Origin of the sequence: Escherichia ruysiae (assembly GCF_031323975.1) — a bacterium.
GTDB classification, from domain to species: domain Bacteria; phylum Pseudomonadota; class Gammaproteobacteria; order Enterobacterales; family Enterobacteriaceae; genus Escherichia; species Escherichia ruysiae.
In genome coordinates this window covers 1,606,267-1,620,406 of the sequence record NZ_JAVIWS010000001.1, presented here as the reverse complement: position 1 = coordinate 1,620,406, position 14,140 = coordinate 1,606,267, and the positions used below count along the sequence as shown (strand labels likewise).

Annotated in this window: 15 protein-coding genes; 11 read left to right on the top strand and 4 right to left on the bottom strand. The window is 51.5% G+C overall.

Features of this window, described 5'->3' with window-relative positions:
* Positions 1 to 563: 563 nt before the first annotated feature.
* Entirely contained in the window at positions 564 to 2,723 is a 2,160-nt protein-coding gene (aas, locus tag RGV86_RS08040; RefSeq protein WP_085461112.1) for a bifunctional acyl-ACP--phospholipid O-acyltransferase/long-chain-fatty-acid--ACP ligase, read from the top strand.
* A complete protein-coding gene (lplT, locus tag RGV86_RS08035) occupies positions 2,716 to 3,909 on the top strand; it encodes a lysophospholipid transporter LplT (protein ID WP_085461111.1) in 1,194 nt (397 codons plus the stop codon). Before aas ends, lplT begins: the two co-directional genes overlap by 8 nt.
* Before the next feature lie 32 nt (positions 3,910 to 3,941).
* On the opposite strand, the gene RGV86_RS08030 is transcribed toward lplT, so the two are convergent.
* From RGV86_RS08030 to mutH, 4 genes are all read right to left on the bottom strand, one after another.
* Positions 3,942 to 4,982 carry an NADP(H)-dependent aldo-keto reductase gene (locus RGV86_RS08030; protein WP_309508388.1) on the bottom strand — a complete coding sequence of 347 codons (1,041 nt, stop codon included), beginning with the start codon at positions 4,980 to 4,982 and terminating at the stop codon, positions 3,942 to 3,944.
* A 107-nt stretch (positions 4,983 to 5,089) separates the two neighbouring features.
* Positions 5,090 to 5,308: a lipoprotein YgdR gene (gene ygdR, locus RGV86_RS08025; RefSeq protein ID WP_000758660.1), complete on the bottom strand. Its 219-nt coding sequence runs from the start codon at positions 5,306 to 5,308 to the stop codon at positions 5,090 to 5,092.
* Positions 5,309 to 5,445: 137 nt separating this feature from the next.
* Complete coding sequence (locus tag RGV86_RS08020; protein ID WP_000895631.1) at positions 5,446 to 6,159, bottom strand: TerC family protein; 714 nt, start codon at positions 6,157 to 6,159, stop codon at positions 5,446 to 5,448.
* Positions 6,160 to 6,227: 68 nt separating this feature from the next.
* Entirely contained in the window at positions 6,228 to 6,917 is a 690-nt protein-coding gene (mutH, locus tag RGV86_RS08015) for a DNA mismatch repair endonuclease MutH (RefSeq protein ID WP_000082203.1), read from the bottom strand.
* A 185-nt stretch (positions 6,918 to 7,102) separates the two neighbouring features.
* Between mutH and RGV86_RS08010 the strand changes: the two genes are divergently transcribed.
* The 9 genes from RGV86_RS08010 to RGV86_RS07970 all read left to right on the top strand — a co-directional run bounded on the left by RGV86_RS08010 (position 7,103) and on the right by RGV86_RS07970 (position 14,140).
* On the top strand, positions 7,103 to 7,249 hold the full coding sequence (locus tag RGV86_RS08010) for a hypothetical protein (protein WP_286136532.1): 147 nt from the start codon (positions 7,103 to 7,105) through the stop codon (positions 7,247 to 7,249).
* Between the two features lie 352 nt (positions 7,250 to 7,601).
* A complete protein-coding gene (gene rppH, locus RGV86_RS08005) occupies positions 7,602 to 8,132 on the top strand; it encodes an RNA pyrophosphohydrolase (RefSeq protein WP_000564488.1) in 531 nt (176 codons plus the stop codon).
* Positions 8,133 to 8,144: 12 nt separating this feature from the next.
* Entirely contained in the window at positions 8,145 to 10,391 is a 2,247-nt protein-coding gene (gene ptsP, locus RGV86_RS08000) for a phosphoenolpyruvate--protein phosphotransferase (protein ID WP_000957932.1), read from the top strand.
* A gap of 150 nt (positions 10,392 to 10,541) precedes the next feature.
* Complete coding sequence (gene lgt, locus RGV86_RS07995) at positions 10,542 to 11,417, top strand: prolipoprotein diacylglyceryl transferase (protein WP_000204651.1); 876 nt, start codon at positions 10,542 to 10,544, stop codon at positions 11,415 to 11,417.
* 6 nt (positions 11,418 to 11,423) lie between these two features.
* Positions 11,424 to 12,218 carry a thymidylate synthase gene (gene thyA, locus RGV86_RS07990; RefSeq protein WP_000816232.1) on the top strand — a complete coding sequence of 265 codons (795 nt, stop codon included), beginning with the start codon at positions 11,424 to 11,426 and terminating at the stop codon, positions 12,216 to 12,218.
* Between the two features lie 185 nt (positions 12,219 to 12,403).
* On the top strand, positions 12,404 to 12,874 hold the full coding sequence (locus tag RGV86_RS07985) for a prepilin peptidase-dependent protein (RefSeq protein WP_085461110.1): 471 nt from the start codon (positions 12,404 to 12,406) through the stop codon (positions 12,872 to 12,874).
* Positions 12,865 to 13,428 (top strand): prepilin peptidase-dependent protein, encoded by a 564-nt coding sequence (locus RGV86_RS07980; RefSeq protein ID WP_000111601.1) that lies wholly within the window; start codon positions 12,865 to 12,867, stop codon positions 13,426 to 13,428. Before RGV86_RS07985 ends, RGV86_RS07980 begins: the two co-directional genes overlap by 10 nt.
* A complete protein-coding gene (locus tag RGV86_RS07975) occupies positions 13,425 to 13,832 on the top strand; it encodes a DUF2509 family protein (RefSeq protein WP_085461109.1) in 408 nt (135 codons plus the stop codon). Before RGV86_RS07980 ends, RGV86_RS07975 begins: the two co-directional genes overlap by 4 nt.
* Positions 13,817 to 14,140 (top strand): prepilin-type N-terminal cleavage/methylation domain-containing protein, encoded by a 324-nt coding sequence (locus RGV86_RS07970; protein ID WP_085461108.1) that lies wholly within the window; start codon positions 13,817 to 13,819, stop codon positions 14,138 to 14,140. The genes RGV86_RS07975 and RGV86_RS07970 overlap by 16 nt, the downstream gene beginning before the upstream one ends.

Below are 14,140 nucleotides of genomic sequence, written 5' to 3'. Positions count from 1 at the left end.
CTTACATTCTGTCAGTGTTACGGAAAACGTCCGTTGGTTCAAGGGGCGTGGTACTTTCAGCGCGGGGATTGTGAGCGAAACGCAAATAAGTAAGACAAAAAAAGAGATTGCAAACCTTTGGTTACACTTTGCGAAACGCTGTTGCGATTGACCGCTGGTGGCGTTTGGCTTCAGATTGATAAAGTGGTGATCCCAGAGGTATTGATAGGTGAAGTCAACTTCGGGTTGATCACATGAATTACACCAACCTGCGCAGATGCGCAGGTTTTTTTTGTCTGTCATCAATCTGTAACAGTAACCGATAATTTACACACCTGGTTGCATTTCCCTTCACTCCTTTGCGTTTTCTCGCTGGCGAACAGTCTGTGTGCAGACCACAATCAAGATCCCAGAGGTATTGATTGGTGAGATTATTCGGTACGCTCTTCGTACCCTGTCTCTTGCACCAGCCTGCGCGGATGCGCAGGTTTTTTTTCGCCCCCATTTTACTGTCGCTCGTGTTCTCCTTCTGGTGTAATCTCGCACCATTCGCTTTTACTGAAGATTGAGCAAAGGGAGTTGGAATGCTTTTTAGCTTTTTTCGTAATTTGTGCCGTGTCCTGTACCGTGTTCGCGTGACAGGCGACACCAAGGCACTGAAGGGCGAGCGTGTTCTTATCACGCCCAATCACGTCTCATTTATTGATGGCATATTGCTGGCGCTGTTTTTACCCGTTCGCCCTGTTTTTGCCGTTTACACCTCTATCAGCCAGCAGTGGTATATGCGTTGGCTGAAATCATTTATCGACTTCGTTCCTCTCGACCCGACGCAACCCATGGCAATTAAACATTTGGTACGTCTGGTTGAACAGGGGCGACCGGTGGTTATTTTCCCTGAAGGACGAATTACGACAACCGGCTCGCTGATGAAAATCTACGATGGCGCGGGTTTTGTCGCTGCGAAGTCAGGTGCGACAGTCATTCCAGTGCGTATTGAAGGGGCGGAACTTACGCACTTCAGCCGCCTGAAAGGTCTGGTTAAACGTCGCTTGTTCCCGCAAATTCATCTGCATATTTTGCCACCAACGCAAGTGCAGATGCCGGATGCGCCGCGTGCCCGTGACCGTCGCAAAATCGCTGGCGAAATGCTGCATCAAATAATGATGGAAGCGCGTATGGCGGTGCGCCCGCGTGAGATGCTGTACGAATCTTTACTGAGCGCAATGTACCGCTTCGGAGCCGGGAAGAAATGTGTCGAAGACGTCAACTTTACCCCAGACTCCTATCGCAAATTGCTTACTAAAACGCTGTTTGTTGGACGCATTCTTGAAAAATACAGTGTTGAAGGCGAACGCATCGGCTTAATGCTGCCCAATGCGGGCATCAGTGCGGCAGTGATTTTCGGGGCTATCGCTCGTCGTCGTATTCCGGCCATGATGAACTACACTGCCGGGGTAAAAGGGCTGACCAGCGCCATTACGGCGGCTGAAATAAAAACCATCTTCACTTCCCGTCAGTTTCTCGATAAAGGCAAACTCTGGCATCTGCCGGAACAGCTTACTCAGGTGCGTTGGGTTTATCTGGAAGATTTAAAAGCGGACGTCACCACTGCCGACAAAGTGTGGATCTTCGCGCATTTGCTGGTGCCGCGCCTGGCACAGGTAAAACAGCAGCCAGAAGAAGAGGCGCTGATCCTCTTTACCTCCGGTTCTGAAGGCCATCCGAAAGGCGTGGTCCATAGCCATAAAAGTATTCTGGCGAACGTCGAGCAGATTAAAACTATTGCCGACTTCACCACCAATGACCGCTTTATGTCGGCATTGCCACTGTTCCACTCTTTTGGTCTGACTGTTGGCCTGTTTACGCCACTGCTGACGGGGGCGGAAGTGTTCCTTTATCCAAGTCCGCTGCACTACCGCATTGTGCCGGAACTGGTGTACGACCGCAGTTGTACCGTGCTTTTTGGCACCTCGACCTTCCTCGGTCACTACGCGCGCTTTGCCAACCCGTATGACTTCTATCGTCTACGCTATGTGGTGGCAGGTGCGGAGAAATTGCAAGAAAGCACCAAACAGCTTTGGCAGGATAAATTTGGCCTGCGCATTCTTGAAGGTTACGGTGTGACGGAATGTGCGCCGGTGGTGTCCATCAACGTACCGATGGCGGCGAAACCAGGTACGGTAGGGCGTATTTTGCCTGGTATGGATGCTCGACTGCTGGCGGTTCCGGGTATCGAAGACGGTGGTCGCCTGCAACTAAAAGGGCCGAACATTATGAACGGCTACCTGCGCGTGGAGAAACCGGGCGTGCTGGAAGTGCCCACCGCCGAGAATGTTCGCGGCGAGATGGAGCGCGGCTGGTATGACACGGGTGATATCGTGCGTTTCGACGAACAGGGCTTTGTGCAGATTCAGGGGCGCGCGAAACGCTTTGCCAAAATTGCAGGCGAAATGGTGTCGCTGGAAATGGTGGAACAACTGGCCATTGGCGTTTCTCCAGACAAGATGCATGCCACTGCGATTAAGAGCGATGCCAGCAAAGGTGAGGCGCTGGTGCTTTTCACCACGGACAGTGAACTGGCGCGCGATAAACTGCAACAGTATGCCCGCGAGCACGGCGTGCCGGAACTTGCCGTACCGCGCGACATTCGCTATCTGAAACAGATGCCATTACTGGGCAGCGGTAAACCTGACTTTGTCACGTTGAAAAGCTGGGTAGACGAAGCGGAACAACACGATGAGTGAGTCAGTGCACACTAACACTTCGCTGTGGTCGAAGGGGATGAAAGCAGTTATCGTCGCGCAGTTTCTTTCTGCGTTTGGTGATAACGCGCTGCTGTTTGCTACTCTGGCGTTACTGAAAGCGCAGTTCTATCCGGAGTGGAGTCAGCCTGTCCTGCAAATGGTGTTTGTAGGTGCTTACATTCTTTTTGCGCCGTTTGTCGGGCAGGTGGCGGATAGCTTTGCCAAAGGCCGGGTAATGATGTTTGCTAACGGCCTTAAGCTGTTGGGCGCTGCCAGTATCTGCTTTGGCATCAATCCCTTTCTCGGCTATACGCTGGTGGGAATTGGTGCGGCAGCGTATTCACCGGCGAAATACGGGATTCTTGGTGAATTAACCACGGGTAGTAAGTTAGTGAAAGCTAACGGTTTAATGGAAGCCTCCACCATTGCGGCGATTTTGCTCGGTTCCGTAGCCGGTGGTGTACTGGCAGACTGGCATATTCTGGTCGCCCTGGCGGCATGTGCGCTGGCCTACGGCGGGGCGGTCGTCGCCAATATCTATATTCCAAAACTGGCGGCGGCGCGTCCGGGGCAGTCGTGGAATCTCATCAATATGACCCGCAGTTTCCTGAATGCCTGCACCTCGCTGTGGCGCAATGGAGAAACGCGTTTTTCGCTGGTAGGCACCAGTTTGTTCTGGGGAGCGGGCGTCACGCTGCGTTTCCTGCTGGCGCTATGGGTGCCGGTGGCGCTGGGCATTACCGATAACGCTACGCCGACCTATCTCAACGCCATGGTGGCGATTGGCATCGTGGTTGGCGCAGGTGCGGCAGCGAAGCTGGTCACGCTGGAAACCGTTTCACGCTGTATGCCTGCCGGGATTTTAATTGGCGTGGTAGTGCTGATTTTCTCCCTGCAACATGAGCTGCTGCCAGCCTATGCCTTGCTGATGCTGATTGGCGTACTTGGCGGCTTTTTTGTCGTTCCGCTCAATGCGTTGTTACAGGAGCGGGGTAAAAAAAGCGTCGGGGCGGGGAATGCGATTGCAGTACAGAACCTGGGCGAAAACAGTGCCATGTTGCTGATGTTGGGGATTTATTCACTGGCGGTCATGGTAGGCATCCCGGTCGTGCCCATTGGCATTGGCTTCGGTACGCTGTTTGCGCTGGCAATAACGGCGCTGTGGGTCTGGCAACGCCGTCATTAATATTTAACGCCGGTTTTAACCGGCGTTAATCCTTAAGGTGCCGGATAAGTATAAACCTGATGCACCGCTTCAATTTCAGCCAATACGTCTTCGCTTAACTCCAGATGCAAACTTTCGATGTTGGTTTTCAACTGTTCCATCGTCGTTGCGCCCAGCAGCGTGCTGGCAACAAACGGTTGGCGGCGTACAAAAGCGAGCGCCATCTGAGCAGGATCCAGGCCATGACGTCTGGCAATATCAACATACGCCGCGACGGCTTTTTGCGTTTGTTCACCACTATAACGGGTGAACCGACTAAAGAGCGTATTACGCGCACCAGCCGGTTTTGCACCATTGAGATATTTACCGGTCAGCGTGCCGAAACCCAGGCACGAATAGGCCAGCAACTCGACGCCTTCATACTGGCTGACTTCCGCCAGACCCACTTCAAAGCTGCGGTTTAACAGACTATAGGGGTTCTGAATAGTGACGATGCGCGGCAGATCGTGTTTGTCCGCCAGATGTAGATAACGCATTACGCCAAATGCGGTTTCATTCGACACGCCGATATAACGAATTTTCCCTGCGCGTTGGTATTCTGCCAGTGCATCCAGCGTATCCAGCAGCGAAACCGCAGGCGCGGAATCCGTCCAACTATAACCGAGTTTGCCGAAGCAGTTGGTCGGGCGCTGCGGCCAGTGTACCTGATAAAGATCGAGGTAATCAGTCTGTAGGCGTTTGAGGCTGTCATGCAGAGCTTCGCGGATATTCTTCCTGTCCAGCGCCTGATCCGGGCGAATTCCCTTGTCATTATTGCGCGACGGTCCGCTCACTTTGGAGGCGATAATTAACTTTTCGCGGTTGCCATGTTTTGCCAGCCAGTTACCTACATAGGTTTCAGCCAATCCCTGCGTTTCGGGGCGCGGCGGTACAGGGTACATCTCGGCAACGTCAATAAGATTAATGCCCTGAGCGACGGCATAGTCGAGTTGTGCGTGGGCGTCGGCTTCGCTGTTCTGTTCACCAAACGTCATCGTGCCAAGCCCCAGCGTGCTGACTTCCAGCGAGCTGTGGGGTATACGGTGATATTGCATAGCCGTTTCCTTTTTATAATCACGACATAAGGAATATAAAAATGGCAGAGGGAAGGGAAAAGGGAAAGCGAAAAATCTTAAGGTCAGCCGGATGCTGACCTTATTTTTTAACGTTCAATAATTTGCGAGACATCATCGCGGTTAATTTGCATCGCGTTACCTTGTTGATCGTGATAACTCACAAGCCCGGTATCATCGTCAATTTCCGGTTTTCCATCAGTCAGGATCATTCGACCATCTTTAGTGGCCATCACATAATCACTACTACAACCGGAAACAGCAAATGCCAGTCCGACTGCGGAAATTAATACTGCCCATTTTTTCATCCGGTTATCCTCATTAAGCCCATCAATGATAATAGTCTGTTTATAATCTGACGTTATACATCTTGAAAGCAGGAAAGTCTTAAACTGTGAGAATAAAGGGAAGACGTTCGCTCTCCCACTGGAGAGCGAACGGAATATCAGAGCGGATTCTTTTTATTGCGAATCAGGTTGAGGCTTTCTACTGCAATGGAGAAGAACATTGCGAAGTAGATGTAACCTTTCGGTACGTGGATATCGAAACTTTCCAGTATCAGGGTAAAGCCCACCAGAATCAGGAAAGAGAGCGCCAGCATTTTTACCGAAGGGTGGCGTTCAACAAAATCACCAATCGAACGCGCGGCGAACATCATCACACCTACTGCAATGACGACGGCCGCCATCATAATAAACAGATGATCCGACAGACCCACGGCGGTAATCACTGAATCGAGGCTGAAAATAATATCCAGCAGCATAATCTGTACGATAGCACCGAGGAATGATGAAACGCGTGTTTTCAGCCCTTCTTCTTCACCTTCGATAGATTCGTGGATCTCCTTACTGGCTTTCCAGATAAGGAACAGACCACCCAGCAGCAGAATCAAATCACGAGCGGAAATTTCCTGACTGAAAATTGTAAAAAGCGGATTCGTCAGGCGCGTAACCCAGGCAATCGACGCCAGCAGCGCCAGACGCATAACCATGGCTCCAGCCAGTCCCAGACGCCGCGCGTGACCACGCTGTGCGGTGGGCAACTTTGCGACCACCAGAGAAAGGAAAATAATATTATCGATCCCAAGAACGATCTCCAGCAGCGTCAGCGTACCGAGCGCAAGCCAGGCGTTAGGATCGGTTATCCATGCAAATAACATCTAAAAAGCCCTGCCAAAAAAATGAAGCGGTAATTATATGCCCGGAATGCAGCAGGTCAAAGCGATGGCTACTGGATCAAAAAATGACGGGCCAGCAGTGCGCTGGTGAACTTCTTCTTCAGATAAAATCCGCGCGGCAATGTCAGAATTCGTTCGCCCCGGGCGCCAATGGCTTCGGTGAGAGCTTTCGCATTCGCCGCTTTCGGTCGTATTTGCAAATATTCCCCGTGACGAGCGGTGATTCGCTCAACCTGACCGAGGACAATCATATCCATCAATTCTTCCCAGTCTTCGCGTAGCTGGCGGTCTTCCTCTTCGTTCGGACTCCACAACAACGGTGCTCCTACGCGACGCTGCGCCAGCGGGATGCTGCGCTCGCCTTCAACCGGTATCCATAACACCCGTTTAAGTTTGTGGCGGACGTGACTGGTTTCCCAGGTCACACCGCTATTGCCGGTTAATGGTGCAACACAAACGAATGTCGTTTCCAGCGGACGACCAAGACTATCCACAGGGATAGTTTTGAGTTCCACGCCTAATGCGGCAAAATCTTGTTCAGGTTTACTCCCTGCGCTGGCGCCAAGCCAGATCTCCAGTAACACACCGATCCAACCTTTATCGCGTTTTAAATTCTCCGGCGCAACCAACCCGGCAAGTGCTGCCAGTTCACCCAGGGTGTAGCCAGAAAGTTGCTGTGCTTGTGCTAATAACTGCGCTTCAGTTTCGGGAGGAGAGGACAATGGGCGAGGTTGAGACATGGCATTACACCTTGGTTAAAAAATAAGCAGCTATTTTGTACCGAATATTCAGAGTGTAACTTTTTCCACAAGCGTTATTCAATTCTATGATTTATCTTGTTTTTTAATCCACAGGTGACGGTGTTGCGCAACGTCCTGGTGGGTTTTCCAATTCTGGTCACTGAAAATAAACAGGATCTTACACCATGTTATCCACAGAAAGCTGGGATAACTGTGAAAAACCCTCACTACTGTTTCCATCTACAGCCTTGACGTGCGACGAAACTCTAATTTTTAGTGGTGCGGTGCTTAACTTAGTGGCACATTCTGTGGATAAATACGACGTTGGTTGATCTTTCGCCAACGCGTAAATGAGTGGTGTGACATGTGTCACGAATTTCTCTGTTTTATCAATATTTATGTGTTTAATATATTGATTAATAACGAATATTTTAAAGTGTATTTTAGCGACTGATTCAGAATGCTCTGGGTTTTCCCGTGGTAATTCCGTAGTTCTTCACAACTCTATCCACAGAAAAGGTGAATAAAAACGGCTATCCACCCCGTCCTCTGTTTATAACTCTGCACTTAACTGTGAGTTATTCAATTGTTATTAGTGTGTAATGCCCTGCAGAGAGTGGTTTACCGTCTTCCTGGAGTATGAAACAATCATTCGTATATAAAGCTTTATTTTGAGGTAGTCCGGTGATTGATGACGATGGCTACCGCCCAAACGTAGGTATCGTGATTTGTAATCGTCAGGGGCAAGTGATGTGGGCCCGGCGATTTGGTCAGCACTCCTGGCAATTTCCGCAAGGCGGAATTAATCCCGGAGAATCCGCAGAACAGGCGATGTACCGTGAATTGTTTGAAGAAGTAGGATTAAGCCGTAAAGACGTTCGAATCCTTGCTTCAACGCGTAACTGGTTGCGCTACAAATTACCGAAACGTTTGGTGCGTTGGGACACGAAGCCGGTTTGTATCGGCCAAAAACAAAAATGGTTTCTCTTGCAGCTGGTGAGCGGCGATGCGGAAATCAATATGCAAACCAGCAGTACACCAGAGTTTGACGGCTGGCGATGGGTAAGTTACTGGTATCCGGTCAGACAGGTGGTGTCATTTAAACGTGATGTCTACCGTAGGGTAATGAAAGAGTTCGCAAGTGTTGTGATGGCGCTGCAAGAAAATACGCCTAAACCACAAAACGTATCTGCTTATCGACGTAAAAGAGGTTAAGTCACGCCCATTATGCTCACTCGCCTGCGTGAAATAGTCGAAAAGGTAGCCAGCGCACCACGCCTGAATGAGGCGTTAAATATTCTGGTTACCGACATCTGTCTTGCGATGGATACCGAGGTCTGTTCGGTCTACCTGGCCGATCACGACCGACGTTGTTACTACCTGATGGCGACCCGAGGATTAAAAAAGCCACGTGGTCGCACCGTAACGCTCGCGTTTGATGAAGGGATCGTCGGCCTGGTTGGCAGGCTGGCGGAACCGATAAACCTTGCGGATGCGCAAAAACACCCCAGCTTCAAATATATCCCCTCCGTAAAAGAAGAACGTTTCCGCGCGTTTTTAGGCGTGCCAATTATTCAACGTCGCCAGTTACTTGGTGTACTGGTGGTACAGCAACGAGAGTTGCGGCAGTACAACGAAAGTGAAGAATCTTTTCTGGTGACGCTTGCCACCCAGATGGCAGCTATTCTTTCTCAGTCGCAGTTGACTGCCTTGTTTGGGCAATATCGCCAGACGCGAATCCGCGCATTACCGGCAGCGCCCGGCGTGGCGATTGCTGAAGGCTGGCAGGATGCCACGTTACCCTTAATGGAACAGGTATATCAGGCATCAACGCTGGATCCGGCTCTGGAACGCGAGCGACTGACCGGGGCGCTGGAAGAAGCGGCTAACGAGTTTCGTCGCTACAGCAAACGCTTTGCTGCCGGTGCACAAAAAGAAACAGCGGCTATTTTCGATCTTTACTCACACCTGCTTTCTGACACGCGTCTGCGTCGCGAATTATTTGACGAGGTGGATAAAGGCTCAGTTGCAGAGTGGGCGGTGAAAACGGTCATTGAAAAATTCGCCGAACAGTTTGCTGCGCTAAGTGATAGCTATCTCAAAGAGCGAGCCGGTGATTTACGTGCGCTGGGCCAGCGATTGTTGTTTCACCTTGATGATGCCAACCAGGGGGCGAACGCCTGGCCGGAACGTTTCATTCTGGTGGCAGATGAACTGTCAGCGACAACCCTTGCAGAGCTGCCTCAGGATCGCTTAGTCGGCGTTGTCGTGCGCGATGGCGCAGCCAACTCCCATGCTGCGATTATGGTACGTGCGCTGGGGATCCCTACCGTGATGGGCGCGGACATTCAGCCTTCGGTGCTGCATCGTCGCACACTGATCGTTGATGGTTATCGCGGTGAATTGCTGGTCGACCCGGAGCCGGTACTGCTGCAAGAATATCAGCGGCTGATTAGCGAAGAGATTGAGCTTAGTCGTCTGGCAGAAGATGACGTCAATTTACCTGCGCAGTTAAAAAGCGGCGAGCGCATAAAAGTTATGCTCAATGCGGGATTAAGCCCGGAACATGAAGAAAAACTGGGCAGTCGCATTGATGGTATCGGTCTTTATCGCACCGAAATCCCTTTCATGCTGCAAAGTGGTTTCCCGTCGGAAGAAGAACAGGTGGCGCAGTATCAGGGGATGCTGCAAATGTTCAATGATAAACCCGTCACCCTGCGTACGCTGGATGTCGGTGCTGACAAACAATTGCCCTACATGCCGATCAGCGAAGAGAATCCATGCCTGGGGTGGCGTGGGATTCGCATTACGCTCGATCAGCCGGAGATCTTTTTGATCCAGGTGCGGGCGATGTTGCGCGCCAATGCTGCAACGGGCAACCTGCACATTCTGTTGCCAATGGTCACAAGCCTGGATGAAGTTGACGAAGCACGCCGCCTGATTGAACGTGCCGGACGTGAAGTCGAGGAGATGATCGGTTACGCAATTCCCAAACCACGCATCGGTATCATGCTGGAAGTACCTTCAATGGTATTTATGCTGCCGCATCTGGCAAACCGGATCGATTTTATCTCTGTTGGCACCAACGACCTGACTCAATACATCCTGGCCGTTGATCGCAACAACACCAGAGTAGCGAACATTTATGACAGTCTTCATCCTGGAATGTTACGTGCTCTGGCGATGATCGCCCGTGAGGCGGAAACGCAGGGAATCGATCTGCGTTTATGCGGTGAAATGGCGGGCGATCCCATGTGCGTGGCAATCCTCATTGGGCTGGGGTATCGCCATCTGTCTATGAACGGACGTTCTGTCGCGCGCGTAAAATACCTGCTGCGGCGCATTGATTTTGCCGAAGCAGAAAATCTTGCGCAGCGCAGTCTGGAAGCGCAACTGGCGACCGAAGTTCGTCATCAGGTAGCGGCATTTATGGAGCGTCGCGGTATGGGCGGGCTGATTCGCGGGGGGTTATAGCGCGGATCATATACATATCTTTTAACGGTATCCGGCAACCAGCCAGGTTCCCTTGTGCTATTATTCGCACCTTTGGAGCGCCTGAAACCTGCGGCGCGCATTTCAATCGCTGTTCTCTTTCAGCGAAATAACAAGAACTTGTGGTGACAGATGACCAGTAGCTATCTGCATTTTCCGGAATTTGATCCGGTCATTTTCTCAATAGGACCCGTGGCGCTTCACTGGTACGGCCTGATGTATCTGGTGGGTTTCATTTTTGCAATGTGGCTGGCTGGGCGTCGGGCTAGCCGTCCAGGCAGCGGCTGGACCAAAAATGAAGTTGAAAACTTACTCTATGCGGGCTTCCTCGGCGTCTTCCTTGGCGGACGTATTGGTTATGTTCTGTTCTACAACTTCCCGCAGTTTATGGCCGATCCGCTGTATCTGTTCCGTGTCTGGGACGGCGGCATGTCCTTCCACGGCGGTCTGATTGGCGTGATTGTGGTGATGATTATCTTCGCCCGCCGCACCAAACGTTCCTTCTTCCAGGTCTCTGATTTTATCGCACCGCTCATTCCATTTGGCCTTGGAGCCGGGCGTCTGGGCAACTTTATTAACGGTGAATTATGGGGGCGCGTTGACCCGAACTTCCCGTTTGCCATGCTGTTCCCTGGCTCCCGTACCGAAGACATTCTGTTGCTGCAAAACAACCCACAGTGGCAATCCATTTTCGACACCTACGGCGTACTACCGCGCCACCCGTCGCAACTTTACGAGATGCTGCTGGAAGGTGTGGTGCTGTTTATTATCCTCAACCTGTATATCCGTAAACCGCGCCCCATGGGGGCTGTCTCAGGCTTGTTCCTGATTGGCTATGGCGCGTTTCGCATCATTGTTGAGTTTTTCCGCCAGCCCGATGCGCAGTTCACCGGTGCATGGGTGCAGTACATCAGCATGGGGCAAATTCTTTCCATCCCGATGATTGTCGCGGGTGTTTTCATGATGGTCTGGGCATATCGTCGCAGCCCACAGCAACACGTTTCCTGAGGAACCATGAAACAGTATTTAGAACTGATGCAAAAAGTGCTCGACGAAGGCACACAGAAAAACGACCGTACCGGAACCGGAACGCTTTCCATTTTTGGTCATCAGATGCGTTTTAACCTGCAGGATGGATTCCCGTTAGTGACAACCAAACGTTGCCACCTGCGTTCCATTATCCATGAACTGCTGTGGTTCCTGCAGGGCGACACTAACATTGCTTACCTGCACGAAAACAATGTCACCATTTGGGACGAGTGGGCCGATGAAAACGGCGATCTCGGTCCGGTTTATGGTAAACAGTGGCGCGCCTGGCCAACGCCAGATGGTCGTCATATTGACCAGATCACTACGGTACTGAACCAGCTGAAAAACGATCCGGATTCCCGCCGTATTATTGTTTCGGCGTGGAACGTAGGCGAACTGGATAAAATGGCGCTGGCGCCGTGCCATGCGTTCTTCCAGTTCTATGTGGCAGACGGCAAACTCTCTTGCCAGCTTTATCAGCGTTCCTGTGACGTCTTCCTCGGCCTGCCGTTTAACATTGCCAGCTACGCGTTACTGGTGCATATGATGGCGCAGCAGTGCGATCTGGAAGTGGGTGATTTTGTCTGGACCGGTGGCGATACGCACCTGTACAGCAATCATATGGATCAAACCCATTTGCAATTAAGTCGTGAACCGCGTCCGCTGCCGAAGCTGATTATCAAACGTAAACCTGAATCCATCTTCGACTACCGTTTCGAAGACTTTGAGATTGAAGGCTACGATCCGCATCCGGGCATTAAAGCGCCGGTTGCTATCTAAATTACGCAACATCCTGCCAGAGCCGACGCCAGTGTGCGTCGGTTTTTTTTATCCTTCGCTAAATTCTTCGAGACGCCTTCCCGAAATTTTGCAACGCCCTGCAACAGCGTAAATAGTCCGGAAGACGCGCCGAAGAATGAGAAACTGACCCTCGTCTTTTTTTCTCCTCGTCGCATACTGCCGGCATGAAAACACAACGTGGTTATACGCTGATTGAAACGCTGGTTGCGATGCTGATTTTGGTCATGCTAAGCGCAAGTGGACTTTATGGCTGGCAATACTGGCAGCAGTCGCAACGGCTATGGCAAACCGCCAGCCAGGCGCGGGACTATTTGCTCTATTTACGTGAGGATGCCAACTGGCATAACCGCGACCACAGTATCAGCGTCATCAGGGAGGGGAAGTTATGGTGTCTTGTGAGTTCTGCCGCAGGGGCGAATGCCTGTCATGGCAGTTCACCGCTGCTCTTCGTGCCACGCTGGCCCGACGTAGAAATGAGCGACCTGACGCCTTCGCTCACTTTCTTTGGCATGCGCAATACCGCATGGGCAGGGCATATTCGCTTCAAAAACTCAACGGGCGAGTGGTGGCTGGTGGTTTCGCCGTGGGGAAGGCTCCGGCTTTGCCAGCAAGGAGAAACAGAAGGATGTCTGTAAAAGAGCAAGGATTTTCTCTGCTGGAAGTGTTGATTGCTATGGCGATCAGTAGCGTACTGTTGCTGGGGGCTGCACGATTTCTGCCTGCATTACAGCGTGAAAGTTTGACGAGCGCCCGTAAGCTGGCGCTGGAAGATGAAATCTGGCTGCGGATATTTACAGTCGCGAAGCATCTCCAGAGAGCGGGTTATTGTCATGGTAGCTGCACTGGCGAGGGGCTGGTCATTGTCGGGCAGGGTGACTGCATCATTGTTCAGTGGGATGCGAACAGTAACGGTATCTGGGATCGCGAACCGGTAAAAGAGTCCGACCAGATTGGATTTCGTCTGAAGGAGCATGTGCTGGAAACATTACGCGGTGCGACATCTTGTGAAGGTAAGGGTTGGGATAAAGTCACTAATCCGGATGCCATCATTATCAAGACTTTTCAGGTCATACGTCAGGATGTCAGTGGGTTTTCGCCGATGTTGACGGTTAATATGCGCGGTGCCAGTAAGGCTGAACCACAAACTGTGGTGGATGCCAGTTATAGCGTAACAGGATTCAACCTGTGAACCGTGAACGGGGAGTATCATCGCTGGCACTGGTTCTGATGTTGCTGGTTTTGGGCAGTTTGCTGCTACAGGGAATGAGCCAACAGGATCGCAGTTTTGCCTCTCAGGTGACTATGGAAAGCCAGTCATTGCGTCGCCAGGCTATCGTACAGTCGGCGCTGGAATGGGGCAGAATGCACTCCTGGCAGACACAGCCCGCAGTTCAGTGCTCACAGTACGCTGCAACCGGTGCCCGGGTTTGTCTGCGTTTACTGGTAGATAATGAAATCTTGCTGATTGCCGGTTATGAAGGCGTTTCATTGTGGCGAACAGGCGAAGTGAACGATGGAAACATTGTTTTTTCGCCACGCGGCTGGAGTGATTTTTGTCCGCAGAAAGAGGGGGCGTTATGTCAGCTTCCCTGAAGAATCAACAAGGCTTTAGCCTGCCGGAAGTGATGTTGGCAATGGTGCTGATGGTGATGATTGTCACTGCGTTATCGGGGTATCAGAGAACATTAATGAACAGTCTTGCCAGCAGAAACCAGTATCTGCAACTCTGGCGGCATGGCTGGCAGCAAACGCAACTGCGCGCGATTTCGCCACCTGCCAACTGGCAGGTTAACCGAATGCAGACATCGCAGGCGGGATGTGTCAGCATCAGCGTTACGTTAGTTTCACCCGGGGGCAGAGAAGGCGAGATGACCCGCCTGCATTGCCCGCATCGTCAGTAG

Coding starts and splice junctions, on each gene's coding strand:
- RGV86_RS07980 (WP_000111601.1), top strand. CDS start 12,865: ATGTCTGTAAAAGAGCAAGGATTTTCTCTGCTGGAAGTGTTGATTGCT.
- thyA (WP_000816232.1), top strand. CDS start 11,424: ATGAAACAGTATTTAGAACTGATGCAAAAAGTGCTCGACGAAGGCACA.
- RGV86_RS08030 (WP_309508388.1), bottom strand. CDS start 4,982: ATGCAATATCACCGTATACCCCACAGCTCGCTGGAAGTCAGCACGCTG.
- RGV86_RS08020 (WP_000895631.1), bottom strand. CDS start 6,159: ATGTTATTTGCATGGATAACCGATCCTAACGCCTGGCTTGCGCTCGGT.
- RGV86_RS08010 (WP_286136532.1), top strand. CDS start 7,103: ATGTTATCCACAGAAAGCTGGGATAACTGTGAAAAACCCTCACTACTG.
- lgt (WP_000204651.1), top strand. CDS start 10,542: ATGACCAGTAGCTATCTGCATTTTCCGGAATTTGATCCGGTCATTTTC.
- ptsP (WP_000957932.1), top strand. CDS start 8,145: ATGCTCACTCGCCTGCGTGAAATAGTCGAAAAGGTAGCCAGCGCACCA.
- mutH (WP_000082203.1), bottom strand. CDS start 6,917: ATGTCTCAACCTCGCCCATTGTCCTCTCCTCCCGAAACTGAAGCGCAG.
- RGV86_RS07970 (WP_085461108.1), top strand. CDS start 13,817: ATGTCAGCTTCCCTGAAGAATCAACAAGGCTTTAGCCTGCCGGAAGTG.
- lplT (WP_085461111.1), top strand. CDS start 2,716: ATGAGTGAGTCAGTGCACACTAACACTTCGCTGTGGTCGAAGGGGATG.
- ygdR (WP_000758660.1), bottom strand. CDS start 5,308: ATGAAAAAATGGGCAGTATTAATTTCCGCAGTCGGACTGGCATTTGCT.
- RGV86_RS07985 (WP_085461110.1), top strand. CDS start 12,404: ATGAAAACACAACGTGGTTATACGCTGATTGAAACGCTGGTTGCGATG.
- aas (WP_085461112.1), top strand. CDS start 564: ATGCTTTTTAGCTTTTTTCGTAATTTGTGCCGTGTCCTGTACCGTGTT.